General features: G+C 63.1%; 27 protein-coding genes, 1 tRNA gene and 1 pseudogene. 16 read left to right on the forward strand and 13 right to left on the reverse strand.

Annotation, left to right across the window (positions count from 1 at the left end; genetic code table 11):
• A partial coding sequence (locus tag AC1DYC_RS29910) for a helix-turn-helix domain-containing protein (RefSeq protein WP_477411391.1) occupies positions 1-170 on the reverse strand: 170 nt, incomplete at its 3' end.
• Positions 171-547: 377 nt separating this feature from the next.
• On the opposite strand from AC1DYC_RS29910, the gene AC1DYC_RS29915 reads away from it, so the two are divergent.
• On the forward strand, positions 548-1,534 hold the full coding sequence (locus AC1DYC_RS29915; RefSeq protein WP_477411285.1) for a Gfo/Idh/MocA family protein: 987 nt from the start codon (positions 548-550) through the stop codon (positions 1,532-1,534).
• 85 nt (positions 1,535-1,619) lie between these two features.
• Here AC1DYC_RS29915 and AC1DYC_RS29920 read toward each other — a convergent pair whose 3' ends face one another.
• Both AC1DYC_RS29920 and AC1DYC_RS29925 read right to left on the reverse strand, forming a co-directional pair.
• Positions 1,620-2,474 (reverse strand): alpha/beta fold hydrolase, encoded by an 855-nt coding sequence (locus AC1DYC_RS29920; RefSeq protein ID WP_477411286.1) that lies wholly within the window; start codon positions 2,472-2,474, stop codon positions 1,620-1,622.
• Positions 2,475-2,527: 53 nt separating this feature from the next.
• Positions 2,528-2,893 (reverse strand): VOC family protein, encoded by a 366-nt coding sequence (locus tag AC1DYC_RS29925; RefSeq protein WP_477411287.1) that lies wholly within the window; start codon positions 2,891-2,893, stop codon positions 2,528-2,530.
• A gap of 151 nt (positions 2,894-3,044) precedes the next feature.
• Between AC1DYC_RS29925 and AC1DYC_RS29930 the strand changes: the two genes are divergently transcribed.
• Entirely contained in the window at positions 3,045-3,359 is a 315-nt protein-coding gene (locus tag AC1DYC_RS29930) for a hypothetical protein (protein ID WP_477411288.1), read from the forward strand.
• 59 nt (positions 3,360-3,418) lie between these two features.
• Complete coding sequence (locus AC1DYC_RS29935) at positions 3,419-4,309, forward strand: sigma-70 family RNA polymerase sigma factor (RefSeq protein ID WP_477411289.1); 891 nt, start codon at positions 3,419-3,421, stop codon at positions 4,307-4,309.
• A gap of 30 nt (positions 4,310-4,339) precedes the next feature.
• On the opposite strand, the gene AC1DYC_RS29940 is transcribed toward AC1DYC_RS29935, so the two are convergent.
• Positions 4,340-5,050 (reverse strand): GntR family transcriptional regulator, encoded by a 711-nt coding sequence (locus AC1DYC_RS29940; protein ID WP_477411290.1) that lies wholly within the window; start codon positions 5,048-5,050, stop codon positions 4,340-4,342.
• A gap of 104 nt (positions 5,051-5,154) precedes the next feature.
• Between AC1DYC_RS29940 and AC1DYC_RS29945 the strand changes: the two genes are divergently transcribed.
• Complete coding sequence (locus tag AC1DYC_RS29945) at positions 5,155-5,706, forward strand: autotransporter (RefSeq protein WP_477411291.1); 552 nt, start codon at positions 5,155-5,157, stop codon at positions 5,704-5,706.
• Between the two features lie 47 nt (positions 5,707-5,753).
• Here the strand turns inward: AC1DYC_RS29945 and AC1DYC_RS29950 are convergent, their stop codons facing one another.
• Together AC1DYC_RS29950 and AC1DYC_RS29955 are read right to left on the reverse strand one after the other, a co-directional pair.
• Positions 5,754-6,791, reverse strand: a complete 1,038-nt coding sequence (locus AC1DYC_RS29950; protein ID WP_477411292.1) for a YihY/virulence factor BrkB family protein — start codon at positions 6,789-6,791, stop codon at positions 5,754-5,756.
• A gap of 36 nt (positions 6,792-6,827) precedes the next feature.
• Positions 6,828-7,307: a pyridoxamine 5'-phosphate oxidase family protein gene (locus AC1DYC_RS29955; RefSeq protein ID WP_477411293.1), complete on the reverse strand. Its 480-nt coding sequence runs from the start codon at positions 7,305-7,307 to the stop codon at positions 6,828-6,830.
• Positions 7,308-7,580: 273 nt separating this feature from the next.
• Here AC1DYC_RS29955 and AC1DYC_RS29960 point away from each other — a divergent pair, with 273 nt between their 5' ends.
• Positions 7,581-7,907, forward strand: a complete 327-nt coding sequence (locus tag AC1DYC_RS29960) for a hypothetical protein (protein ID WP_477411294.1) — start codon at positions 7,581-7,583, stop codon at positions 7,905-7,907.
• Positions 7,908-7,922: 15 nt separating this feature from the next.
• Here AC1DYC_RS29960 and AC1DYC_RS29965 read toward each other — a convergent pair whose 3' ends face one another.
• Positions 7,923-8,591: a LysR substrate-binding domain-containing protein gene (locus AC1DYC_RS29965; protein WP_477411295.1), complete on the reverse strand. Its 669-nt coding sequence runs from the start codon at positions 8,589-8,591 to the stop codon at positions 7,923-7,925.
• Positions 8,592-8,610: 19 nt separating this feature from the next.
• Positions 8,611-8,787, reverse strand: a pseudogene (locus AC1DYC_RS29970) (LysR family transcriptional regulator); the annotation flags it as partial.
• Positions 8,788-8,901: 114 nt separating this feature from the next.
• On the opposite strand from AC1DYC_RS29970, the gene AC1DYC_RS29975 reads away from it, so the two are divergent.
• Both AC1DYC_RS29975 and AC1DYC_RS29980 read left to right on the forward strand, forming a co-directional pair.
• Positions 8,902-9,537: an FMN-dependent NADH-azoreductase gene (locus AC1DYC_RS29975; RefSeq protein ID WP_477411296.1), complete on the forward strand. Its 636-nt coding sequence runs from the start codon at positions 8,902-8,904 to the stop codon at positions 9,535-9,537.
• A gap of 571 nt (positions 9,538-10,108) precedes the next feature.
• Positions 10,109-10,549 carry a hypothetical protein gene (locus AC1DYC_RS29980; protein WP_477411297.1) on the forward strand — a complete coding sequence of 147 codons (441 nt, stop codon included), beginning with the start codon at positions 10,109-10,111 and terminating at the stop codon, positions 10,547-10,549.
• Here AC1DYC_RS29980 and AC1DYC_RS29985 read toward each other — a convergent pair.
• Together AC1DYC_RS29985 and AC1DYC_RS29990 are read right to left on the reverse strand one after the other, a co-directional pair.
• Positions 10,520-10,596 (reverse strand) — tRNA-Arg (locus AC1DYC_RS29985). The two genes, AC1DYC_RS29980 and AC1DYC_RS29985, sit on opposite strands and share 30 nt — an antisense overlap.
• 159 nt (positions 10,597-10,755) lie before the next feature.
• Positions 10,756-12,273: an ATP-binding protein gene (locus AC1DYC_RS29990; protein WP_477411298.1), complete on the reverse strand. Its 1,518-nt coding sequence runs from the start codon at positions 12,271-12,273 to the stop codon at positions 10,756-10,758.
• A gap of 321 nt (positions 12,274-12,594) precedes the next feature.
• On the opposite strand from AC1DYC_RS29990, the gene rpmH reads away from it, so the two are divergent.
• The 4 genes from rpmH to AC1DYC_RS30010 all read left to right on the forward strand — a co-directional run bounded on the left by rpmH (position 12,595) and on the right by AC1DYC_RS30010 (position 15,859).
• Positions 12,595-12,729 carry a 50S ribosomal protein L34 gene (gene rpmH / locus AC1DYC_RS29995; RefSeq protein ID WP_008833937.1) on the forward strand — a complete coding sequence of 45 codons (135 nt, stop codon included), beginning with the start codon at positions 12,595-12,597 and terminating at the stop codon, positions 12,727-12,729.
• A 16-nt stretch (positions 12,730-12,745) separates the two neighbouring features.
• Positions 12,746-13,099 (forward strand): ribonuclease P protein component, encoded by a 354-nt coding sequence (gene rnpA / locus AC1DYC_RS30000; RefSeq protein ID WP_112559842.1) that lies wholly within the window; start codon positions 12,746-12,748, stop codon positions 13,097-13,099.
• Between the two features lie 14 nt (positions 13,100-13,113).
• The gene (gene yidC / locus AC1DYC_RS30005; RefSeq protein ID WP_477411299.1) at positions 13,114-14,940 is read left to right on the forward strand and encodes a membrane protein insertase YidC; all 1,827 of its coding nucleotides are present in this window, start codon (positions 13,114-13,116) and stop codon (positions 14,938-14,940) included.
• Between the two features lie 352 nt (positions 14,941-15,292).
• Complete coding sequence (locus AC1DYC_RS30010; RefSeq protein ID WP_477304928.1) at positions 15,293-15,859, forward strand: fasciclin domain-containing protein; 567 nt, start codon at positions 15,293-15,295, stop codon at positions 15,857-15,859.
• A gap of 133 nt (positions 15,860-15,992) precedes the next feature.
• On the opposite strand, the gene AC1DYC_RS30015 is transcribed toward AC1DYC_RS30010, so the two are convergent.
• The gene (locus tag AC1DYC_RS30015; protein WP_477411300.1) at positions 15,993-17,540 is read right to left on the reverse strand and encodes a DHA2 family efflux MFS transporter permease subunit; all 1,548 of its coding nucleotides are present in this window, start codon (positions 17,538-17,540) and stop codon (positions 15,993-15,995) included.
• Positions 17,537-18,823, reverse strand: coding sequence for an HlyD family secretion protein (locus AC1DYC_RS30020; RefSeq protein ID WP_477411301.1), 1,287 nt, complete (start codon positions 18,821-18,823; stop codon positions 17,537-17,539). The genes AC1DYC_RS30015 and AC1DYC_RS30020 overlap by 4 nt, the downstream gene beginning before the upstream one ends.
• 323 nt (positions 18,824-19,146) lie before the next feature.
• Here AC1DYC_RS30020 and AC1DYC_RS30025 point away from each other — a divergent pair, with 323 nt between their 5' ends.
• The 3 genes from AC1DYC_RS30025 (at position 19,147) to yihA (ending at position 20,878) form a co-directional block, all read left to right on the forward strand.
• The gene (locus tag AC1DYC_RS30025; RefSeq protein ID WP_477411302.1) at positions 19,147-19,461 is read left to right on the forward strand and encodes a hypothetical protein; all 315 of its coding nucleotides are present in this window, start codon (positions 19,147-19,149) and stop codon (positions 19,459-19,461) included.
• Positions 19,462-19,583: 122 nt separating this feature from the next.
• Positions 19,584-20,222: a CatB-related O-acetyltransferase gene (locus tag AC1DYC_RS30030; RefSeq protein ID WP_477411303.1), complete on the forward strand. Its 639-nt coding sequence runs from the start codon at positions 19,584-19,586 to the stop codon at positions 20,220-20,222.
• Entirely contained in the window at positions 20,219-20,878 is a 660-nt protein-coding gene (gene yihA / locus AC1DYC_RS30035; RefSeq protein WP_477282682.1) for a ribosome biogenesis GTP-binding protein YihA/YsxC, read from the forward strand. The genes AC1DYC_RS30030 and yihA overlap by 4 nt, the downstream gene beginning before the upstream one ends.
• Before the next feature lie 9 nt (positions 20,879-20,887).
• Here yihA and AC1DYC_RS30040 read toward each other — a convergent pair whose 3' ends face one another.
• Entirely contained in the window at positions 20,888-21,631 is a 744-nt protein-coding gene (locus tag AC1DYC_RS30040) for a TetR/AcrR family transcriptional regulator (RefSeq protein WP_477411304.1), read from the reverse strand.
• Between the two features lie 146 nt (positions 21,632-21,777).
• On the opposite strand from AC1DYC_RS30040, the gene AC1DYC_RS30045 reads away from it, so the two are divergent.
• Positions 21,778-22,962 (forward strand): HlyD family secretion protein, encoded by a 1,185-nt coding sequence (locus AC1DYC_RS30045; protein ID WP_477411305.1) that lies wholly within the window; start codon positions 21,778-21,780, stop codon positions 22,960-22,962.
• Positions 22,963-22,984: 22 nt separating this feature from the next.
• Positions 22,985-24,586 (forward strand): DHA2 family efflux MFS transporter permease subunit, encoded by a 1,602-nt coding sequence (locus AC1DYC_RS30050; protein ID WP_477411306.1) that lies wholly within the window; start codon positions 22,985-22,987, stop codon positions 24,584-24,586.
• The last annotated feature ends 9 nt before the right edge of the window (positions 24,587-24,595 follow it).

Below are 24,595 nucleotides of genomic sequence, written 5' to 3' on the forward strand. Positions count from 1 at the left end.
TCATGCAGACCTGCCGGCCCAAACTTCCGGTAGCGTTCAAGCCATTTGTAGCCAGTCTTGCGAGAGATACCGAACGTCGCACACAGCTGCGTCATCGTCTCCTCGCCGGTCAGGCATCCCACCACAAACCGAAGCCGCTCATCCATGATGCCAGTCTCTCGCCAAACCATCGCCGGTCCTCCCGGCGAGGGAGAAAACTGTCACCCATCTAATCGGTCCATTCTGTTACCCATCTATCCGGTTCGGACAACTTGGGTTCCTCGCCCCCGCAAAGCGGGGGAGAGGTGGCTCGGGCGAAGCCCGAGACGGAGAGGGGCGACGGTCGCGAAGCCAGAGCCCTCTCAGGGCGAGGCTTGGGCCGTGATAGCGAAGCTAAGTGCACCTGTTAGCGAGCTCCGGCTCTCTACGAAGGCCCCCTCTCCGTCCCGGCTACGCCGGGCCACCTCTCCCCACTGCGTGGGGCGAGGAACCGAGCACCCATCGCCGATTGGCTTTTCCCCCAATTTCAGGCAAACCTCCCCACCTGCAAACCAAATGGAGAAGCCTGATGTTCCGATGGGGTGTTTTGTCGACGGCCAAGATCGGCCGCGAGCAGTTGCTGCCGGCAATCGTCGAGGCCGAGAATGGTGTTTTGTCGGCCATCGCCAGCCGCGACCTGTCGAAAGCCAAGGCCTTGGGCGACCGTTTTGGTGCCCGCCATGCTTTCGGCTCCTATGAGGAATTGCTGGCGTCGAAAGAGGTCGACGGCGTCTACATCCCGCTGCCGACCTCACAGCATGTCGAATGGACGGCCAAGGCCATCGAAGCGGGCAAGCATGTGCTGGTGGAAAAGCCGTTGGCGCTCGATGCCAAGGACATCGCCCCGCTGATCAAGCTGCGCGACCAGAAGAAGGTGCTGGTGTGCGAAGCGTTCATGGTCATCTACCATCCGCAATGGATCAAGGTGCGCGACCTCATCGCCGACGGTGCCATCGGCCGACTGCGGCATGTGCAGGGCGCCTTCTCCTATTACAATGTCGACCCCACCAACATGCGCAACCAGCTCGATCTCGGAGGCGGCGCGCTGCCCGACATCGGCGTCTACCCGACCGTGTCGACACGCTTTTGCACCGACAAGGAACCGTTACGGGTGCAGGCGACGATCGAGCGCGACAAGACATTCGGCACTGACATCTACTCCTCGATTCGCGCCGATTTCGGCGATTTCGAACTGTCCTTCTATCTGTCGACGCAGATGGCGGCGCGGCAGGTGATGGTGTTCCATGGCGAGAAGGGTTTCATCGAAGTGTTCTCGCCGTTCAATGCCGGGCTCTACGACCATCACCGCATCGAACTGCACAACCAGAACCACTCCGAGGCGCAGGTGTTCCGCTTTCCCGGCACGCAGCAATACCGGCGCGAGGTCGAGACCTTTGCCAGGGCGGCCGCGGGCGGCAAGGAGCGCGTGTTCACGCTGGAGGAATCCGTGCTCAACCAGAAGGTCATCGACGCCATCTTCCGCGCCGGCGGCAAGGACGGCTGGGAGGCTGTCTGATACAGCAATGTTAGCCGGTTACTTTCATGGCAGAAGGGCGTCCGCACTATGCATGCGGGCGCCCTTCTCTATCGAACCGACACTCTCACGCGCCGCTGAGCGCCAGGTGCAAGGTCTCGGCAAAGCGGTCGGGATAAGGGGCAAAGCCCATGTGGTCGCCCGGGAAGGCTGCGCGCTTGCTGCCGAGCCTGTCGGCCAGTGCCTTGCCCATGCCGTCGATCGGCTGGCCGATGGACTCTTCGCCGATGCCGACCACGACAGGGCGGCCGCGCAACGCCTCGACATCGGGGCGGTAGAGCGACAGCGGCATGACGCCATGCACCAGCCAGTATTCGAAATTGCCGCTGACGCGCGCAAAGGTCTCGGCCTCCTCGGGCGACGGTTCGAGCGAAGGTGGCCCGTCCTGCGGCTCGTGCAGTCCAGCTTCATGATCCGACCCTTCCGACAGGCCGTTCTCGCTGAAGAATTTCTGCATCGCCGCCTCGACGCCGTGGCTGCGATAGGTGTCGTGCAGGTCGCGCATGCCGGCCAGCGCCGGCGCCGGGTCGTCGAGCAGCGTCATGCTGGGCGGTTCGTGAGCGACTAGCGCCCGCACCCGGCCGGGATGGCGGGCGGCGAGGTTGAGGCCGATCTGGGCGCCGCCGCTGGTGCCGAACACATAGGCCGGCCCGGCGCCGAGCGCGTCGATCAGCCGGGCGGCATCGTCGCCATGGACATCGAGATCCTGTTCCTTCGGTTCGCCATCGAAGGTGCTGCGCGAATTGCCGCGCGGGTCGTAGGCGACCACCGTGTAGCGGTCGGCGAGGTGGCGCGCGACATCGGCGAAGACGCCGGCGTCCTGCGGCCCGCCGGGGATGATCAGCAGCACGGGGCCGGAGCCGCGCGTCTCGTAATAGAGGCTGGCGCCCGGCACTTTCAGCGTCGACGATTGGGGGGTCATGTCCATCTCTCCTGTTGGTCTCATGTCAAGGTTCGGCTTTGCGCTGGTCCCGGTCATTTGCTGGCGACAACCATGCGGTTGCCCTCGCTGTCACGGAACTCGGCGACGGTGCGGCCCGGCTGCCAGGGCGCCTCCTGCGGCTCGGTGATGATTTCGACGCCCCGCGCCTTCAATGCGGCGATCGTTGCCTCGACATTGTCGTCGACCAGAACCATTACGGGTTCAGCGCTCGGCGCCTCATCGGCGCGCCTGACGAAATGCAAATTGGTGACCGCAAAGGGGAAGGCCAGTTCGACCCAGCGCCAGCCACTGTCGCCCATCGGCTGGTCGGCTATGACCTGGCAGGCAAGGTGTTCGGTATAGAAGGCCTTGGCGCGGTCCTGGTCGAAAACCGGCAACTCGGCAAACTGGATGTGCATGATGGGTCTCTCCTCTTCCTCGATGGCTGCCGCGCAGCCGTCCACGGGGGAAAGACGATCCGGACGATCGAAAAGATTCGGCTGAGGCGGAGAATCTTTTCGACACCGCGAAACGTCTTCTCCGTGCAGACTTGAAAAACAGGAGACGACAATGGGCTACAATCTCATCCGCTACGGCGTGAAGGATGAAAGCATCGACGAGAACCGTATGCTGGTTGCAAAGGTGTTCGAGGCGCTCGACGAAACGAAGCCGCAATCCGTGCGCTACCTCGTGCTGGAACTGGAGAATGGCGAGTTCGTCCATCTTGTCAGCCAGGATGGCGACGGCCTGACCGGGCTCGCCGCCTTCAAGGCCTTCAGCGCCGATCATGCCGGGCGACGCGCGACGCCGCTGGCCAGATCGCCGGCTAAGATCGTCGGCAACTATCGTATGCTGGCCAGTGCCGATGCGGCCGTGCCAGCCTGATTGCAACGACTGGCACGGCGTTGGCGCCGTGCCAGAGCGTCATACCGGGAATGGACAGGATGAGCACAGCAAAACTCGACCGCGTGGCCCTGGAGGCGATGCTTGGCTCCTTGCGGCCGAAGCTGCATCGCTACTGCGCCCGCATGGCCGGCTCGGTGATCGATGGCGAGGACATCGTCCAGGAGACAATGATCAAGGCGCTGCAGGCCATTGACGGCGACGCCTCTGTCGAGCGGCCGGAGCAATGGCTGTTCCGTATCGCCCACAATGCCGCGCAGGATCATCTGCGCCGGCGCCAGCGGGAGCAGGCGCGCATGAGCGAGACCGATATGACGACGATCGAAGACCCCTCCGCAAGCGCCGATGCCAGGCTCGCCACCGCCACCAGCCTGCGCAGCTTCATGCAGTTGGCGACGGCGCAGCGCAGCGCCGTGATCCTGGTCGACGTGCTTGGCCTCAGCCTGCACGAGACCTGCGACGTCTCCGGCGCGACGCTAGCCGCGACCAAGGCGGCGCTGCATCGCGGGCGGGCGCAGCTGCGGCTGTTGGCGGCGCAAGACGAACAGGCGCCCGTTCCAAAGCTCGATGTCGACGAAGAGCGGCGCCTGCGCCGCTATGTCGACCTGTTCAATGCGCGCGATTTCGACGCCGTGCGCACGTTGATCGCCGAGGACATTCAGCTCGAGGTCGTCAACCGCACCCGCATGCGCGGCAAGGCGCAGGTTTCCAACTATTTCGGCAATTACGACCGCGTCAGCGACTGGGCGCTTTCGCTTGGCTTCGTCGACGGCAGGCCGGCCATCCTGATCCGCGATCCGCGAGCGGCAGATGACGCCGTGCGCGGCTTCATGCTGGTCGACTGGCAGGACGGAAAAGTCAGCCATATCAGAGATTTCCGCTACGTGCCTTATTGCCTTGCCGACGCCGAGATCCGCTTCATCGACGAGTGAATGCCACAGGTGAGCGCAGGGCTCGCCGCCTCAGGCGAAGCTTTGCAAATTGGCGTCCTGCAGCTTTGAGCCGGCGAGCAGAGCCTCGAGCACCTGCTTCTTGAGCAACAGGCAGTGCGAACGGGCAAGCTTTGCGATGGCCGAGATCTCGGCCACTTCGCAGGCAAGGACGAGTTCCTTTTGCTGACCGATGATCACTTGCGTGAAGTCGCGCGATTTGAAACCGAGATGGAGAACGCGTTCCGACTGGTCGAGGATCTGGTCGAGCAGGCGCGCCAGCCGCAGATTTCCCGAGAGCTCGGCCAGCGCCAGGCGAAAGGCGCGGTCGGCGGCAAGAAACGCCACATGGCTGCGCAGCGTCTCCGGCTTCAGCACCTTTTGCGCCGCCAGCCTGATATCGTCGAGGCCGCGCTCGGTGATGTTGGCGGCCGCCACCCGGAACACTTCCGGCTCGATCAGGGCGCGGACATCGAAAATCTCGTTGACGTCGCGCAGGCTGAGCGGTGCGATGACATAGCCGCGCCTGGGCTCGCTCTTGATCAGCCCTTCCTGCGTCAGGCGGGCGAGCGCCGAGCGGATCGTTGCCTTCCTGATCTGGTAGCGGTCGCCGATCTGCTTTTCGGTCAGGCTTTCGCCGGGGCGCAGCACGCAGGCGACGATATCGCTCTTTAGCTGCTCGTAAGCCTCCTCGCTGCGCAAAATGTCTGCGGTCGACGGGGACGCGGATTTCGGGGCGATCATGTCAGGTCTTCCGTTCGGGCCATCCAGTTGACGCTGGTTCCGGCGTTCGCTAGCCTGAGCATCTCAGTTACGAGTAGTAAGCTTCTTAAGAGGGATAGCTGACAATGTCTTTGGCCGCCGACTCGCCTCTCTACGCCGTAACCGCCGATATCGTCAACGCAGCCAAAGGTCCTGACCCCTTCGAACGCGTCAGGGCGGTTCTGCGCGAACACACCGACCGCTTTCATGCATCGGGCGTGCTCGCCCATGAAGAGGAAGACGATGAGGTGCTGCTGCATGCCAGCCCTGACTTGACAATCTACCACATCACGCTGTCGCCCGGCCTGCAGTATCCCGCGCACAACCATTTGATGGATGCGCTGATCGGCATCTACAAGGGCAGCGAGACCAACTTCATTTATCCCGTCGACGGCACCGAGATCGATACACCGGAACGGCAGGACATAGCGGCCCCCGCCGTGGTGCACATGACCGCTGATACGGTGCATGCGGTCGCCAACACCGGCAGCGCGAGGTCCGGCGCACTGCATGTCTATCTCGGCAATTTGACAGAGACCCACCGCCATATGTGGAGCCCGGACAGCAACCAGGCGGAGCCGTTCGACAATGAAAGGTATCTGGCGGGGGCACGGCCGATTGGGCAAACCGGCACCTGAAGCTTCGAGCGACGAGTCGGCTCTTTGCCGGATAAGCGATCCAGGACCTAATCAGCTGTTTTGCCCAGCGTGTCGGCAACCACCGCACCGCGCTCTCCCATCGGCAGAGCGGGACCCGTGGTCGAATCGATTGCCGTCTGGTGTTCCATCTCGGCATTGATTGCGGCGCCGGCGATGAGGATGATGACGGAAATCCATGTCCACATCATCAAGCCGACGACAGCGCCCAGCGATCCGTAGGTGGCGTTGTAGTTGGCAAAATGCTGCAGGTAGAAGGAGAACAGCCACGATGCGGCGATCCACACCACCGTCGCAATCAAGGCTCCCCAGTTCAGCCATCGCCACTTCGCATGTTCGCGGCTCGGCCCGAAACGGTAAAGCAGGGAAATGCCTGTGAGCATGAAGCCTGTCAGGATCGGCCAGCGAGACACCGCAACAAGGGTCTCTGTCCAAGCGTCAAGGTAGAAGAAGCGCAACAGGGCCGGGACAACGCCGACCGTCAGCAAAAGCACGATGCCGATCACCAAGGCTCCCATCGTGAACAGGATCGACATCAGATTGAGCGTGATGAAACTGCGCTTCTCGCTTTCCTCATAGGCGATGTTCATCGCATCGAAGAGCGCCTTCATGCCGCTGTTCGCGCTCCACAGCGCGATCGCAAGGCCGACGAAGAAACCTGTCCCGAGCGCTCCCGGTTTCTGGCTGGCCAAAGCCTGCAACTGTCCGCGAATGAGATCCAATCCCCCCGACGGCAGCAAGCCGCCGAGATAGGCGACATGGTCCGCGACCGTGACGGGGTCGGCGACAAAGCCGTAGATCGAGATAAAGGCCGCCAGTGCCGGAAACAGCGCCAGCAGCAGATAGAAGGTGGCGCCGGCCGCGACCAGCAAAACCCGGTCCTTGTTGAACTCTTCCCAGAGCCGCCAGACGATATCCTTCCAGCCGAGCGCCGGAATTTGTGATGGCCAGGCCGCATCGCGACCACGGTCCCCATCCTCTGCCCTTATGGCGGCCTTGCTAGCTTCCGATGTGGCCAACGCACGATTGGCCGCTTCGGTATCGATTAACGAGGACTTGGTGTCCATCGCTCAACGGCCCTCGCATTGCTAAAGTTGCGTCCCTCACAGGGACACTTTTGCGACCTTGTCCTTGTATTCCTCTTTCGGATCGAACCCGAGCAGCATTTTGATGCCTGCCGTCACGCTTGAGCTGTCGAGCCAGATCTCGGCTTCCTGCGGGTCGAACTTAAGCAGTGCCAGCCTCGGGTCGTCTCTCCCGCCTTCAAACCAGGCAGCGACAAAACGATTCCAAAGCCGATCGATGACCACTGGGTTGTTGTCCAGAAAGAGCTTCCCTTGCACAGTAGCGAACAGGTCGTGCCCCTTGGATGTGAAGGTAGCGGTGGCGCTGGCGCCATCCTTCAGGCCCTCGACAAGCTCGGTGTCTGTGGCCGTGAAGAACCAGATCGGTCCTTTCTGATCCTCAATCTGAGCAGTCATCGGACGCGGGATGACCTTCGATCCATCAAGGCCGATCATCATTGTCATGTCGGATTTCAACGACTTCCAGAACTTGGCTTCGAGTTCGGCAGGGGTAGGCATTTTGGCTTCCTTTCAGATGGGCGAAAGAAGGCAAACGGCAGCCTGCTGCATCTGTTCCAAATCACTGATTGAAAGATCTTGCCTGCGGTTCAGCCGCCCAAGGCCGATACCGCATTGTGCGACGCCCGATGGGTGCCGTTGCGCGGCGGTGCTACGAGTGACGATGGCTAGCTCCCCAGCGCCCTATGGGGAGTGATCGAACTGTAGACATGTAAATTAGATTTGGCGCGCTACGGCCGATTAAGATGGGCCCTATTGCTTCGCCTTGGCGCTATGATGCTGCGGCCGACGATACGCTCCGACCCCACAATCTGCGACCACCTGCGATCTTGCGCTACGCAGCGCTTCGAGCTTTGCCAGCTCATCGATCTTGGCGCGGACATCGTCGAGGTGCGCCGCCGCGACCGAGCGGACTCGGCGCAGGCGCGCCGAAGCGGCGAAGGGCTTTCGGCGATCAACGCCACCATTCGCGCCGACAATACGGGCGGACTGGGCTTTTGCAGGCGCATACGTTTTGTGGATGACAGCATCCGACGGGCCGTGCCGCTCAAGAACGGCGTCCCGTCGATCGGATCAACAGGTGCTATGTTCTGCGACTAGGCAAATGACGGGGGTTCAGGCGATGACCGGGCCCGGCGCCGCCTGAACCATGTCCATGAGCGCGGCCACGGCCGGCGAATTGGCCCGCCGGCCGACCTTGGCGACATATTCAACGTCGGGCAGAAGCGGGAGCTCTTCGGAGCTCGCGGCAACTATGCGCAGGTCCCCGCCCGCCAGGCTCCGCGGCAACGGTGTAGCGGCGATGCCGGCTAGCGCGGCCGCGCGAACCCCAGCCAAGCTCGAACTGGTGCAGGCGATCGTCCACCCCTGCTTGGACCCGCCCATGGCACTCAGCGCCCGGAAGGCAGCGTCGCGATAGGGACAGGGCTCCGGGAAGAGGGCCAGTTGCAGCGGCATGGGAAGCTCCCGCTCGCGGGCGAACACCCAGACCAGGGGCTCGCGCCAGAGTCGCCAGCCGTCGGCATCGTCTCCTGCGCAGCGTCCGGCCACCATCACGTCGAGTTCTCCGTCATCCAGCTTGCGCATGAGCTGGGGACCAATCCCTATCTCAAGATCGATCGTGACCCCCGGAAATCGCGAGACGTAATTCTTGAGGACGCGCGGCAGCCACGCGCCGGTTAGGTCCTCGGAGGCGCCGATGCGGATTCGTCCGGTGGGCGTCGCGCCGTCTAGCTTCTGGCGGGCGTCCTCGTTGATCCGAAGGATCGTTCGGGCATAGCCCAAAAAGGGTCTCTCCGGCGGCAGTCAGCTGAACGCTGCGAGTGCTGCGGGCGAAGATCGGCTGGCCCACCTGCTCTTCCAGTCGGCGCACCTGGGCGCTCACGGTCGATTGGGTCGAGTTCAGAATTTCGGAGGCGCGGGTGAAGCCGCCGCTGTCGGCGACGGTAACGAAGACACGCAGGAGGTCAGTGTCGAACATGGGTCCGGATTAATCCATACTCCCACTGAATGCTACAGAAATAAGTTGTTTGCGTAATTTATTCGGGCGGACCAAGGTGGGCTCGAACCCGCAACCCTGCCTCTGGAGCCGGTCATGGCCAAGCTGCTCTACCTCGAATGTTCACCCCGCAAGACCAGCTCCGCCTCGATCGAAGTGGCGACCGCCTTTCTCGAGGCCTACCGCTACGCCCACCCGGCTGATCAGGTGGAGGTAGTGGATCTGTGGGCGCTCGATCTCCCAGCGCTCGATGACGATGCGCTGAACGCCAAATACGCCGGGATTTACGGTGAGGGCCGCACTCCCGCCCAAGCGGCGGCATGGGCCAAGATGGGGGCGCTGGCCGCGCCATTCCTGGCGGCCGACAAACTCCTGCTCGCCATTCCGCTCTGGAACTTCTCCATTCCCTATCGCCTCAAGCACCTTATCGACCTCGTGTCGCAAAAGGACATCCTGTTCTCCTTCGACGACAGCGGGTTTGGCGGCCTGGTGAAAGCCGAGCGCGCGGCGGTGATCTATGCCCGCGGCCTCGATTACACCCCGACCAGCAGTTGGACCCCCGGGGATAGCTACGACTTCCAGAAGCCTTATGTGGAGGTCTGGCTGAAATTCATCGGCGTGCGCGATGTCCAGAGCATTGTCGTCGAGCGGACCCTCTTCGGTCTCGAGGCCGACGCCGAGGCCCGCGAGGTCGCCGCCGGCGAGGCGCGCACCCTGGCCCAAAGCTTCTGATCCCGCCCTCTCCTTGACCGTATGCTTCAATCCCTGCGCGCCATCCACCACTTTATCGACGGAGTGAGTGGCGCGGCGATTTCTCGCAGGGGAGAGGCGCAAATGGCGCGTGCCTGTGGCTTTCGAACCGAGAAAGCATTCAAAATCAACGTTCCGAGCGCCATCGTTCGCAGCGTGGCGTCGTGTTGCGCATGCTCGGCATGGATGCCCGCCATGACCGCATGGGAGGCCGCTGCCGGACCAACGGAACGCCGTCAAGGCTCGCGCTTCGCGCGACCGGCTCCGCCGGCTTGCGGCCTTGACTCCGCTCCGATGACCCGGCCCTTTGGCTGCCATGCGTTCATGGCTTGCTCTGCGCGATTGCGCTCACGCGGCAGACGAAGCGCGAGGACGGAGCACTGCAGCGTGATGTGGCGCGCACTTTCACCGTTCCGACGGAAAAGCTCGACAGCGTGGTGGCCGAGCACATCGAGCAACGTCTTTTGCAGCCCAAACGCTCGAGGAAGTTCTGTCGGCCGTCCTCCATCGCCGGAAGGAACGCGCCGAGCGCCGAACCACGCATATCGCCGAATTGCGCAAGCGTGCATCCGAGGCAGAAGCCAAACTCAAGCGGCTGTACGACGCCATCGAAAACGGGAGCGCCGAAGTATCAGACCCGATGCTCGAGGAGCGCGTCACCGAGCTGAAATCCATCCGCGACCAGACCAGCGCCGACGCAGAGCGGGCCGAGGGCGCGCGCAATCGGGCCGGGCCGAGCATCACACCGCGGGCGCTGACAATCTTCGCCAGCCGGGCCCGCAGGCGCATGCGGACTGAGGCGGGCGGCTATCGCCGCGATCACTTGCGCGCGCTGGCCCAGCGAGTGGAAGTGGACGCGAAAGAGGTTCGCATCATGGGGTCGAAAAGCGTGCTCCTGCGCACACTCGTCGCTGCGTCTGGCGCAAAATCGGCGGGTTGTGGAGTGCCCAGTTTTGTACCGAAGTGGCGCGCCCGAAGAGATTCGAACTCCTGACCCCCAGATTCGTAGTCTGGTGCTCTATCCAGCTGAGCTACGGGCGCGCAACAGGCCATGACTTGCATAGCCCCGCGATCCGGTCCTGGCGACCGGCCGCGACGAGACGTGTTCCCTAACGACTGAATTTCCGAAAAGCAAGTCGATCCGGCAAAAGTTTTGTCGCAGGCACTTTGCCTGCGCAGATCGAGGTGCTGAGAATCACCTCAGGCCGGGCGGCGCAGGCCGTTGCGGGCCTGGTCGAGGCGGACGGGCTGGTCGGGGATGGTGACGGCGAAGGTGGTGCGGCCGCCGATCGATTCGACCAGCTCCACCGTGCCGCCATGGGCGCGGATCAGTTCATGGGCGATGGCCAGGCCAAGGCCGGTGCCGCCGCTGCGGGCCGAACCGCGAAACGCCGCAAACAGGTTTTCGCGCGCCTTGGGCGGCAGGCCGGGGCCGGTGTCGGTGACGATGATGCGGCTGACGCTGCCCATGCGCTCGGCCGACACGGCGAGCCGGCGCACCAGCGCGCTCTCGGCGTCGGCCGCCATCGCCTGCACGGCGTTGCGGCAGAGATTGGTAAGCACGCGAAACAGCTGGTCGGAATCGGCATCGACCTCGAAAGCGAGTTCGACGGCGTTGACGAATTCGATGCCGTCCTCAATGTCGAGCAGGCCGTGGACGTCGTCGACCAGCTGGCGCAGCCGCAGGCGTCGGCGCGAGGGCGCCGGCTCCTGGGTGCGGCCATAGGCCAGCACGCCTTCGGAATAGGACACGGCGCGGTCGAGCGCGCGCAACAGTTTTGGTGCGAAGGCCTGCACGGTCGGGTCCTTGACCAGGCGCAGGCGGTCCGACATCAGCTGCGCCGAGGCCAGGATGTTGCGCATGTCATGGTTGATCTTGGAGACGGCGAGGCCGAGATCGGCAAGATGCTTCTGCTCCGACAGCATCTTTTGCAGCCGTTCCTGCATCTGCGACAGTTCGCGTTCGGCAACGCCGATCTCGTCGGCGCGGGCCGCCGGATGGATGATGCGCCCGGGATCGTCAGGCGCCTCGGAAAAGGACAGCATCGAGCGCGTCATGGTGCGGATCGGGCCGATCATGATCAGGTCGATTGCGGCGTAGACCAGCATGGCGGTGAACAGCGAGATCAGCAGCGAGACGAAGGCGACGTTGCGCGAATAGCGCAGCATGGCGTTGCGCAAGGAATAATCGGGCATGATCAGCTCGAATTCCTTGTCGCTTTCGCCGACCGGGCCGAAGACCCTGAGCATACGCTTGCCGCCGAAGAACAGCGTGTCGAGCGCCCCGGTCATGCCCTTGATCATGCCGACATTGGCGATGTCGATATGCTCGTCGACCTGCGGCGGCATTTCGGCCACCACCAGCAGGCGCGAGACGCCGCCGTCGCGCACCGCGATCGCCTTGGCGCCGATTGCCATCAGCACGTCGTTCTGGGCGGCGCGGGAAAGCGAATTGGGCTCGCCCTGCACCAGCACGATCGACACGGCGGCGGCGGTGCTCAGCCTCTCCTTCAGCCAGGCCAGGCGGTAGCTGGCGATCCAGGGCAGGAAAATGAGGACTTCGGCCAGGAGCACGAAGACGATGGTGAGCAACAGCAGCTTGGTCGACAGGCCGCGCGCCAGGGGCACCGAACGGCTTGGGGCCGGGCGAGCGGACGCCGGGCTGGCGTCGGCTTTCGCCGGGCCGGTCCCTTCATCCGCTGAGGCAAGTTCGCTCATTAAGGCCTGTCTTCACAAACGCTTGATCGGTTGAGATTAGGCGATTGCGGCTTTTTTGCCAATTTCATCCTTCGGTGGACGATGGTACCAGCAATAAGACCGCATCGAACTGCTCGTTCGCGCCGCGACGAACTGTCGTTCGCGCTAGGACGAACTGCTCGTTCGCGCCGGATTGACTCCCAAAACCCTTCTTTCTATAAGCCGCTCACGCTCGGGCCATTCGTCCCGGCGCGGTTTCGATCGCGCCAATACCGGCCCGGCAAAGCTCCTGTTACACAGTGACAGAATCAAGAAGGGCCGCACCCCGCGGTATTAAAACAAATGAAGCGTACCTACCAACCGTCCAAACTCGTCCGCAAGCGCCGGCACGGTTTCCGTGCTCGCATGGCCACCAAGGGTGGTCGCGGCGTCGTCGCAGCTCGCCGCAACCGCGGCCGCAAGCGGCTCAGCGCCTGAACGGAAGACGAGATCGTTGCCCGCAACCGGCAAGCCAGTGGGACCAAACCCCAAGCGGCTTCTGAAACGTGCGGAATTTCTGGCCGTCCGCCGCGGTGAAAAGCGGCGCGGGCGGCTTTTTCTCGTTGAAGTTCTCGACCGCAATGACGGTCTGTCGCCGCGCGTCGGCTTCACCGTCACCAAGAAAGTCGGCAATGCAGTCGTGCGCAACCGCATCAGGCGCCGGCTGAAAGAAGCCGTGCGCACCCATGCCGCAAGTGACATGGCGCCTGGCAATGACTATGTCATCGTCGGGCGTGAAGACGTGCTTACCATTCCGTTCGGCCAATTGAAGGCCGAGCTCTCCCGCCGTCTCAGCGGAACACGATAGGCCAAGGGCTTTCGATGGAAAACAACCGGAACTTCTATATCACCATCGTCTTGTCGGTGCTGATCCTCGGGCTGTGGCAATATTTCTACGTGCTGCCGCGCAGCGAGCGGCAAGCCGAGGCCACGCGCATCGAAGAGCAGCGGGCGGCGGAGCAGAAGAAGGCGGCCGAGGCCGCTAATCCCGGCGGCACCACGGCGCCCGCGGCGCCCGGCGCCATTCCGAACGCGCCCGGCGGCGTGGTAACGGCGGCCAGCCGCGAACAGGCCCTCGCGGCGACAGCCCGCGTCAAGATCGACACGCCGAGCCTGTCGGGCTCGATCAACCTGACCGGCGCGCGTCTCGATGACCTCAAGCTCAAGCATTACACCGAGACGGTCGACAAGGACTCGCCTGAGATCAGCCTGCTCAATCCGTCGGCCTTGCCCAACGGCTACTTTGCCGAAATCGGCTATAGCGCCAGTGTCGAGCAGACCGGCTCCGTGCCAGGAGCGGACACCGTTTGGACCGTGGCTGGCAATCCGACGCTGACACCGGCAACCCCGGTGACGCTGACTTATGTCAACGACAGGGGCCTGACCTTCGAGCGCACCTTCTCGGTCGACAATGACTACCTTTTCACCGTCTCCGACACCGTGAAGAACTCCGGCGCGGCGACCGTTTCCCTCTACAATTACGGCCGCGTCACTCGCTTCGACAAGCCGGCCGTTGCCAGCACCTACGTGCTGCACGAGGGCCTGATCGGCTTCACCGGCACCGAGGGCCTGCAGGAACACAAATACGCGGCGATCGAGAAGGACAGGCAGGTCAAGCCAAGCAAGTCGACCGACGGCTGGCTCGGCATCACCGACAAATACTGGGCTGTGACCCTGGTGCCGACCGAAAAGCAGCCATTCCAGCCCAACTACTCCTATTTCGAATTCCCTACCGGGCCTCACGCGCACAGCTATCAGGCCGATTTCCTGTCCGATGCGATCACGGTTGCACCCGGACAATCGACGACGGTGGAGTCGGAAATCTTCGCCGGCGCCAAGGAAGTCGGCAAGATCAACGCCTATGCCGAGGATCGCCATATCAAGCGGTTCGACCTCCTGATCGACTGGGGATGGTTCCATTTCATCACCAAGCCGATGTTCTGGCTGATCGACACGCTCTACAAATTCTTCGGCAATTTCGGCCTGGCCATCCTGGCCACCACCGTCGTGGTCAAGGCCATCTTCTTCCCGCTCGCCAACAAATCCTATTCGTCGATGGCGAACATGAAGAAGGTGCAGCCCAAGATGCTCGAGATCCGCGAGAAATACGCGGACGACAAGATGAAGCAGCAACAGGCGATGATGGAGCTATACAAGACCGAGAAGATCAATCCGCTCGCCGGCTGCTGGCCGGTGGCGCTGCAGATCCCGGTGTTCTTCTCGCTCTACAAGGTGCTCTACATCACCATCGAGATGCGGCACGCGCCGTTCTTCGGCTGGATCCAGGATCTGGCCGCGCCCGATCCGACCTCGATCTTCAACCTGTTCGGCCTGCTGCCTTTCGCGCCGCCGGCATTCCTGCCGCATATGGGCGCCTGGGCGGTGGTCATGGGCATCACCATGTTCCTGCAGATGCGCATGAACCCGACGCCGCCGGATCCGACGCAGGCGCAGATCTTCACCTGGATGCCGGTGATCTTCACCTTCATGATGGGCAGCTTCCCGGCCGGTCTCGTCATCTACTGGGCCTGGAACAACACGCTGTCGATCCTGCAGCAGGGCGTGATCATGAAGCGCCAGGGCGCCAAGATCGAATTGTGGGACAATCTGGCGGCGCTGTTTCGAAAGAAACCATCGCCGGCTGAGTAGCCGGCGCCCCTTCTAGCGAACTCGAAAGCCCCGTTCCTCCGGGGCTTTTTTGTTGGGCGACAGGTGCATCACGTTCCCGTGAAGTGCGAAACTTGAAGCACGTGAACGGCGTGTCTCAACCTGTATCCCCCAGGACGTTCAGGACGGATCACCCTTCATTCGAAAATTGCTTCGCTGGAGCCGCATCCTCGTGACTTAGGTCGCGGGGCCATCGGTGCTGGGTAGTCGAATTTTATCGTAAGTATTTGTTTATATTATATTTTTTGCGCTCGTTTTCGAAACTTTCCCTCGGCCACCGCGTAACTCTCCCCGACAATCGAATCAACAATTGTCGCAAAGGAAGGGTTCACCAATGGCACAGTCCATCCTCAAAGCTCTCTGCATCTCGGCCGTCCTCGCGGCTTCCGGTCTTACTGCCACGACCGTCTACACATTCGCCAACCCAGCCGTCGGCGGCGCCGCGATGTCGACCACGAAGAACATCGTCGAAAACGCCGTCAACTCGCCGATCCACAAGACGCTGGTGGCAGCCGTGAAGGCCGCCGGTCTTGTCGACACGCTGCAGAGCGCCGGTCCGTTCACCGTGTTCGCACCGACCGATTCCGCCTTCAAGAAGCTGCCGGCCGGGACCGTCGCCACGCTGGTGAAGCCCGAGAACAAGGACAAGCTGACCAAGATCCTGACCGCGCATGTCGTTGCCGGCAAGATCTCGGCCAAGGATATGATGACCAAGGCCAAGGCGATGGGCGGCAAGTATGAAATGAAGACCGTGTCGGGCGACACGCTGACCGCCGAGGTCAAGGGCGGCTCGCTCTACATCGTCGACGAGTCCGGCGGCGCCGCCAAGGTCACGATCGCTGACGTCAACCAGTCGAACGGCGTCATCCACGTCGTCAACAAAGTGCTGTTGCCGAAGTAACGGCTTCCGGCAAAGGGATCACGGCAAGTCGCTACGGCTTTTCCCGGCTTGCCATCCCGCCATGTGTTTGCGGAAGCCGTCTTCGACACGGCCGGGGTCCTGCTTGTCCTTCGCAGGGCCCCGGTTTGTTTTCTCACTCGACGACGGCGCTGTGGTCGACCTTGGCCGGGGTCGCCGGCTTGCGCAGCAAGAGCACCAGCGGGATGGCCGCCAGCGACAGGATCATCATCAGCTTGAAGTCGTCCATGTAGCTGATGATCGTTGCCTGCAGCGTGACGACGCCGTCGAGCGCGGCACGGCCGGCGGCGCTGTAAGGGTTCATCGCCTGGTAGATCGCGGGATCGCTGAACGCCTGGTTGTAGGGCGTCACATAGGTGGCGATGTTGGCGTGGTTGATCTGCACATTCTGCGTCAACAACGCGGTGACGACCGAGATGCCGACGCTGGAGCCGATGTTGCGCGACAGATTGTAGAGCCCAGTGCCCTCCGCGCGCCGCTCCGGCGCCAGCGTGGCGAAGGTGATGGTGGTCAGCGGCACGAACAGGAAGCCGAGGCCCGCACCCTGGATGAAGCCGGTGCTGATGATCGTCCATTGCGAGACATCGGGCGTCCAGCCGGTCATGTCGTACATTGCCCAGGCGGTGATCGCGAGACCAATGAACAACAGCCAGCGCGTGTCGACCTTGCCAACCAGCCTGCCGACCAGGAACATGCAGGCCATGGTGCCCAGGCCGCGCGGCCCCATGACAATGCCCGCCGTCACCACGGGATAGCCCATCAGCGTCTGCAGATAGGGCGTCATCAGCGCCAGCGAGGCGAGATAGGTGATGCCGATGATGAAGATGAAAACCATGCCGACGGCAAAGTTGCGGTCGAGGAACAGGCGCGGGTTCACGAAGCTGTTGCGGGCGGTGAAGGTGTGGACGAGGAAGATGTAGAAGGCCGAAGCGCAGATCAGCGCCTCGACGATGATCTCGGATGAGGAGAACCAGTTGAGCTGCTCGCCGCGGTCAAGAAACATCTGCAGTGCCGCTATGGTTATGCTGAGCATGCCGAAGCCCAGCCAGTCGAGCCGCGCCTTGAGGTCCATCTTGGTTTCCATGACGAACATCGACACGCCGGCGAAGGCCAGCGCGCCGATTGGCACGTTGATGTAGAACACCCAGCGCCAGCTGACATTTTCGGTCAGCCAGCCGCCGATGACGGGGCCCAGCACCGGTCCGACCATTACCGAGACGCCGAACAGCGCCATCGCCGAGCCGCGCTCCTCGACGCTGTAGATGTCGAGCAGGATGCTTTGCGACAGCGGCACAAGGGCAGCGCCGAACAGGCCTTGCAGCAGGCGAAAGCCGACGATCTGCGGCAGCGACTGGGCAAAGCCGCACAGCACGGAGGCGGCGACGAAACCGGTGATCGAGGTCAGCAGGATGCGCTTGCGGCCGAAGCGGTTGGCGAGATAGCCGGAAGGCGGCGTCATCACGGCGGCGGCGACGATGTAGGAGGTCAGCACCCAGTTGATCTGGTCGGCGCTGGCCGAGACACTGCCCTGGATATAGGGCAGCGCGACATTGGCGATGGTGGTGTCCAGCGCCTGCATGATGACGGCCAGGATTACGCAAGCGGTGATGGCGCCGCGATTGGCGACCACCGGCGTGGCACCTGTCGCTGCAGCGCTGGTCATGACTTCTGCTCGAACCGGTTGATGAGGTTGGTGACGAAATCGGGCAGGCCGCGCGCATGGCCGGTGTCGACGTCGACGACGACGCTCATGCCGCCGCGCAGCGGCGGCTTGCCGGCGAGATCATCAACCGTCACCCGCATCGGGATGCGCTGCACGACCTTGACCCAGTTGCCGGTGGTGTTCTGTGCCGGCAGCAGCGAGAAGCTCGACGACGAGGCCGGGCTGATCGAGGCGACGGTGCCGTGCCAGACGGCGCCCGGATAGGTGTCGACGCTGATCGTCGCCGTCTGTCCCGGCCTGACATAGGTCAATTCGGTTTCCTTCGGCTCGGCCTCGATCCAAAGATCGGTCGCCGAAACCAGGCTGAAGGCCGGCTGCGATGCCGGCAGATACTTGCCGACCTGCAGCGCATCGACATTGGTGACGATGCCGTCGAACGGCGCCTTGACGGTTGCATCGCCGAGGTTGCGCTCAGCGTCGTCGACGGCCGATTGCGCCTGCAGGTAGAAAGGGTTCTTCTCCACCGGCTGGTTGGCGTCGCCGCCGAGCTGGGCGAGCGTCGCCTGCGCCGTCGCCTTGGCGACGCTCACCTTCTGGCGAGCGGCGACGAGGTCGTGCTGGGCGCTGTCGAAACTTGCCTTGGAGGCGGTCGAGGTCTTGAGCAGATCCTGCTGGCGCTGGAAGGCGGCCTCGTAATAGGGGATGTCGGCCTCGGCCTGGTCGATCTGCGACAGCGACTGCTGGTAGCTCGCCTGCAGGGTCAGCACCTGGTTGCGCACCGTGCCGAGCTGCGCCTGGGCGGCGGCAAGTGCAGTCTCGAACGAGGCGGGCCGCAGGCGGAACAGCACGTCGCCCTTCTTCACCGCCTGGTTCTCGTGCACGTCGATCTCATCAACGGTACCGGAGACGTCGGTGGAGACGCCGAGCGACTGCGCCTGGATGTAGGCATTGTCGGTGGTCATGACCTGGCCGCCGATGACGTAGTAGTAGCCGCCGGCAATCAGCGCGATCGGCAGGAGGGCAAACAGGACCGGCCGCGTCAGGCTGCGCTTCGGCTTGACCGGCGCCGGCGGCGCGGCAATGACCGGGGCCAGCTGCGGCTGCGGCTCCCTGGTTGGCGCCTCGAGTGCTGCCGGCTCGAGCGCAACCGGCGTTTCCAGCTCGCCATCGTCGATGACGGTGCCGGCGCGACGCTGTTCGCGCTCGCTGTCCAGCCGGATGACCTCGCGCGGCCGGTCCGCGGTGTCTTCCGCGGGTTTTTTGGGTGATGTCGATTCAGCCATGGGTTTTCTCCCGGTCGATGGCTGGCATGAGCCGAGCCTCGAACAGATTGGGTTTGATGAGGGTCACAGTGGATGCGCGCAAACGCTGCTCAAACCGCCTGCGAGGCAGGCGCGCGACATCGTGCAGAACGAAGCTGATGGTGGTTGAGGAGGACATGGCAGGATATCGGAGTCGGCGAGCAACTTTTCATGAGCATGCTTATTATCATCATGCACATAATCCTGCTGGACGCCGTGTGCAAGATGGATTAGGCCGCCTGGAGCAAATGTCCCATTGGCGTGGCGCAACAGAAGGACCGGCACGCGTCGGTTTAGAAATGACGATGAATTGGCTTCGGATCGCAGCTGTGGCTGTGCTGTGGGGATGCGCATTTCCGGCCGCCGCCAAGGAGGCTGTCAGCTGCGGCGGCGCTGCCATGCTGGGTGGCGCGCAATTGAACTGCAGCCATGTCGAACCCAAGGCGCCGCCGCAATTCTGCAGCTTCAGCTGGGCCTTGCACATGGCGACCGGCGACCAGAAGGTCGTCGAAGGCAGCTTCCTGCTGCCGCCTGGGGCCGCCAACGTCCAGGTCTATCAGGGTGCCGGTTTCGACCGGTCGATGTCCGATCCGATCGTCATCTGCCGCGGCACCAAGTGACCGTCGCAGCCCCGCAGGGCTCGCTCATCGGGCGATTGGTGCTATAGGGCGGATCACGCTATTTTGAACGGCGCCTGCGCATTGCGCCGGCGCCCGGCTACCACTCTTCGACGGACCTCGCCATGGACGGACCCAACCCAGACATCAAGCACCCGATCCCGATGCACAACCGGGTCGGCTTCCTGAAGCCGCTGGTCACTGCACCCAACATCGAGATCGGCGACTTCACCTATTATGACGATCCGGACGGACCGGACAAATTCGCCGAGCGGTGCGTGCTGCATCACTACCCCTTCATCGGCGACAAGCTCATCATCGGCAAGTTCTGCGCCATCGCCGAAGGAGTGCGTTTCATCATGAACGGCGCCAACCATGCGATGTCCGGCTTCTCGACCTATCCGTTCAACATTTTCGGCCATGGCTGGGAGCACGGTTTCGATCCGAAAACGTGGTCGCAGGAAGTGCGCGGCGACACGATGGTCGGCAATGATGTATGGATCGGCATGGACGCTGTGATCATGCCCGGCGTGTCGATCGGCCATGGCGCCATCGTGGCGGCGAAATCGGTGGTGACGCATGACGTGCCGGCCTATGCGATCGTCGCCGGCAATGCGGCAAAGGTGGTGAAGATGCGCTTCGACGACAGGACAGTGCGGCGACTGCTTTCGGTGGCGTGGTGGAACTGGCCGGTGGACAAGATCGGCCGCAACCTCAACGCCATCAGGGGCGCCGATATTTCCAGGCTGGAGGCAGCGGTTTGAACGCGTTGGGCAATACGGTTATCGGCGTCGAGCTTTTCACCAAAGGGTGGATCTTCATCCGCGGCGTACCGGCGATGAAATTCCTGCCGCCGGAAGGACCGCCGGAAATCGCTTTCGCCGGCCGCTCCAATGTCGGCAAGTCGTCGCTGATCAATGCGCTGGTCGGCCACAATGGGCTGGCGCGCACCTCCAACACGCCGGGGCGCACGCAGGAGCTCAATTATTTCGTGCCGGGCGGGTTTTCCGGCGAAGGTACGGACCTGCCGCCGATGGCGCTGGTCGACATGCCGGGCTACGGCTATGCCAGCGCGCCGAAGGAAAAAGTCGACGACTGGACCAAGCTGGTCTTCGACTATCTCAAGGGCCGCGTGACGCTGAAGCGCGTGTACGTGCTGATCGATGCCCGCCACGGCATCAAGGCCAAGGACGATGAGGTGCTGTCGCTGCTCGACAAGGCGGCGGTGTCCTACCAGATCGTGCTGACCAAGACCGACAAGATCAAGGCGGCGGGCGTGCCGCGGCTGATCGAAGAGACGCTTGCGAAGATCAAGAAGCGGCCGGCGGCGTTTCCGTTCGTGCTCGCCACATCGTCGGAAAAGGGCGAGGGTCTCGACGAATTACGCGCGGCGATCGTGCTGGCCGCCAATGGCGGCTGAGCGAGCCAGCTAGACCGTTGCCTTGGCCTTCGCCTCCAGGGCGATCAGCTGGTGGCTTTCTTCCTCGGCAAGCTTTTCGGTGCCGTAATATTTCAGGAACACGTCGACGCCCGACTGCACGATGTGGTCGATTTCATCCTGGCTCGGCGCCTTGGTGCGATAGGCGAAGATGCACTGGCGGAACAAGCCGGCCAGGCACAATTCGGTGAACTGATAGGCGGCAAGATCGACATCATCGATCTTGAGCAGGCCGCGATCGACGGCGGCATTGAGGAACTGCGCCACCTTGTCGTGGCCGCGTTTGGGGCCGCGCTCATAAAACCGCGCGCCCATGTCGGGTATCCTGTCGGAGGCGCCGATGACCGTGCGCTGCGCCTGGATGACCTTGGCCGAGGTGATCTTCATCGACAGCACCTTGCCGAACTTCACCAGCGTCTGGCGCAGATCGTCGGCGCGGTCGAGCATGTCGTACATGTTCTTGAAGATGGTGCCGCGCTCTTCCTCGATCAGCGCCTCGAACAGCTCTTCCTTGTTGGCGAAGTAAACATAGATCGTGCCCTTCGAGACGCCGGCCTCGCGGGTGATGTCGTTCATCGACGCCGCTTCGAAGCCCTTGTCGATGAACACACGACGCGCGCCCTCGATGATCTGGCTGCGCTTGACCGGATCCTGGCCCGCCGCCGGGCGGCCGCGACGCGCGCTGTCCAGCACATCGCACGGACCATTTTCGGCGTCGGCTAACGTGTCGGCCATAAAAGTCACACCTCGCAAAATAATTCGAACCGATCGGTTCGATTGCCCTTGATATGGGCCCACTTTAACGCTATGTCAACGTCCGCATCGAACCGAACGGTTCAGTATAACACGATTTCCTTATATAGCGACAGTAGCGAGATATCATGTCCTCGAACACGCCAACCACGACCGCCGAAGTCCGGCCTTTTCCAAACGCCAAGGTGTCGCCGGTCATCGAAGCTCCGGAAGCGCCACCCAAGCCTGCCGCCGAAGTTCTGGCCGAGACTCCCGCGAAGAAGAAGCGGTCGGCGCGCTCGCTGATGTTGCCGATTATCGGTCTCGCACTGCTCAGCGCCGGCGCCTGGTATGGTTATAACTACTGGACCGACGGCCGGTTCCTGATCTCGACCGACGACGCCTATGTCCAGGCCGACATGTCATTCGTTTCACCGAAGATTTCCGGCTATGTCGACCAGATCAACGTGTCAGAGAACCAGCAGGTCAAGGCCGGCGACCCGCTGGTGACCATCGACGCCGGCGACTACAAGATTGCCGTCGCCCAGGCCGAGGCGCAGATCGCCACGCTGGCCAAGACGCTCGACCGCATCGATGCGCAGACGAAGGCGGCGCAAGCCTCGCTGCAACAGGCGCAGGCGCAGAAGGTCGCCGACCAGGCAGCCGCCGACAACGCGGTGCGTGCCCAACAGCGCGCCGCGCAACTGGTCAAGACGCGTGTCGGCACGCAGGCGCAGCTTGACGACGCCCAGACCGCTCTCGACCAGGCCAATGCAGCGCTTGTCGGCGCCGATGCGCAGATCGCCGCCGCTCAGGCCAATATCGGCGTGTATGAGGCGCAGCGCGCCGAATCCGCCAGCACGCTGGCCTCGCTCCAGCTGAGCCGCGACAAGGCCGCGCGCGATCTGTCCTTCACCGTGCTCAAGGCGCCTTATGACGGCGTCGTCGGCAACCGCTCGGTCGAGCAGGGCGATCTCGTCAGCCCCGGCCAGAAGCTCGCGGTCGTGGTGCCGATGGACAAGCTCTATATCGTCGCCAACTTCAAGGAGACGCAGCTGGCCAAGCTGGTTCCCGGCGAGAAGGTGCGGGTCTCGGTCGACGCCACGGACGGCCATGATTTCGAAGGCACGGTGTCGTCGCTGGCGCCGGCTTCGGGCGCGGTGTTCTCGCTGCTGCCGCCGGAAAACGCCACCGGCAACTTCACCAAGGTGGTGCAACGCGTCCCGGTTCGCATTGAAGTGCCGGCCGATGTGCTGAAGGCAGGCAGGCTGCGCGCCGGCTTGAGCGTCGTCGTCGCCGTCGACAGCCGCACGGCTCCGGTCGCGGCGAACTGAGCGGCCGCAAGGGGACAACGCCATGGCAACCGCAACCATAACAGCAGGAGCGGCGCCGGCGCCGGCCATGCCGGCGGTGCCGACCACCATCTCGACGCGCCGCCTCATCGCCTTCCTGGCGATGGTGTTCGGCATGTTCATGGCGATCCTCGACATCCAGATCGTCTCGGCCTCTCTGGCCGAGATCCAGGCCGGCCTCTCCGCCAGTTCCGATGAAATCCCGTGGGTGCAGACCGCCTATCTGATCGCCGAAGTGGTGATGATCCCGCTGTCTGGCTTCCTCAGCCGGATGCTGTCGACGCGGGTGCTGTTTGCAGGCGCCGCGGCCGGCTTCACGGCGGCCAGCGCGCTGGCCGCGACCGCCACCAACATCGACCAGATGATCGTCTACCGCGCCATCCAGGGCTTCATCGGCGGCGGCATGATCCCGAGCGTCTTCGCCGCGGCCTTCACCATCTTCCCGCCGTCGCGCCGCGCCATGGTGTCGCCGATGATCGGCCTGGTGGCGACGCTGGCGCCGACCATCGGCCCAACCGTCGGCGGCTATATCAGCCATGCCCTGTCGTGGCACTGGCTGTTCCTGATCAATGTCGTGCCGGGTATCCTGGTGACGGCGACGACCTGGTCGCTGATCGATTTCGACAAGCCCAATCTCGGCCTGTTCAGCAAGTTCGACTGGTGGGGTCTTGCCGGCATGGCGGCTTTCCTCGGCTGTATGGAGTATGTGCTCGAGGAAGGTCCGAACCATGACTGGCTGCAGGAACAGGCGGTGTTCATCTGCGCCATTATCATGGTTGTCGGCGCAGTGCTGTTCTTCTGGCGCGCCTTTACCGCCGAGGAGCCGATCGTCGATCTCACGGCCTTCACCAACATCAATTTCGCCTTCGGCTCGATGTTCTCCTTCGTCATCGGCATCGGCCTCTATGGCCTGACCTATCTCTATCCAGTGTTCCTCGGGCGCATCCGCGGCTACGACTCGCTGATGATCGGCGAGGCGCTGTTCGTCAGCGGCCTGGCGATGTTCGTCACCGCGCCGATATCCGGCATCCTGTCGAGCAAGATGGATTTGCGCGTCATGATGATGATCGGGCTGCTCGGCTTTGCCGCCGGCACCTGGTGGATGACACATCTGACGGCCGACTGGGATTTCTATGAGCTGCTCATCCCGCAGATCCTGCGCGGCTGTTCGATGATGCTGTGCATGGTGCCGATCAACAACATCGCGCTCGGCACCTTGCCGCCGGACCGGCTGAAGAACGCGTCGGGCCTGTTCAACCTGACCCGCAACCTCGGCGGCGCCGTCGGCCTTGCCGTCATCAACACCGTGCTGATCGATCGCAGCGCCTTCCACTATGCAAGGCTGGCCGAGCATGTGGAATGGGGTAGTGCCGCAGCCCAGCAGAAGCTGCAGAACATGACACTCGACTTCCAGCAGACGCCCGGGCTCGACGCCACCAAGGCGGCGATCTCCAAACTGTCTGGCATGGCCCACCAGCAGGCGTCGCTGCTGTCGTTCATGGACGTTTTCACCATGCTGACCGCCCTGTTCGCGATCATGGCTGTTTTCACCATGGTCATTTCCAAGCCGGCGCCGCCCGCGGGCGGTGGCGGCGGAGGCCATTGAGCGCGCCGG

The organism is Mesorhizobium sp. P2_E7, from assembly GCF_056403855.1.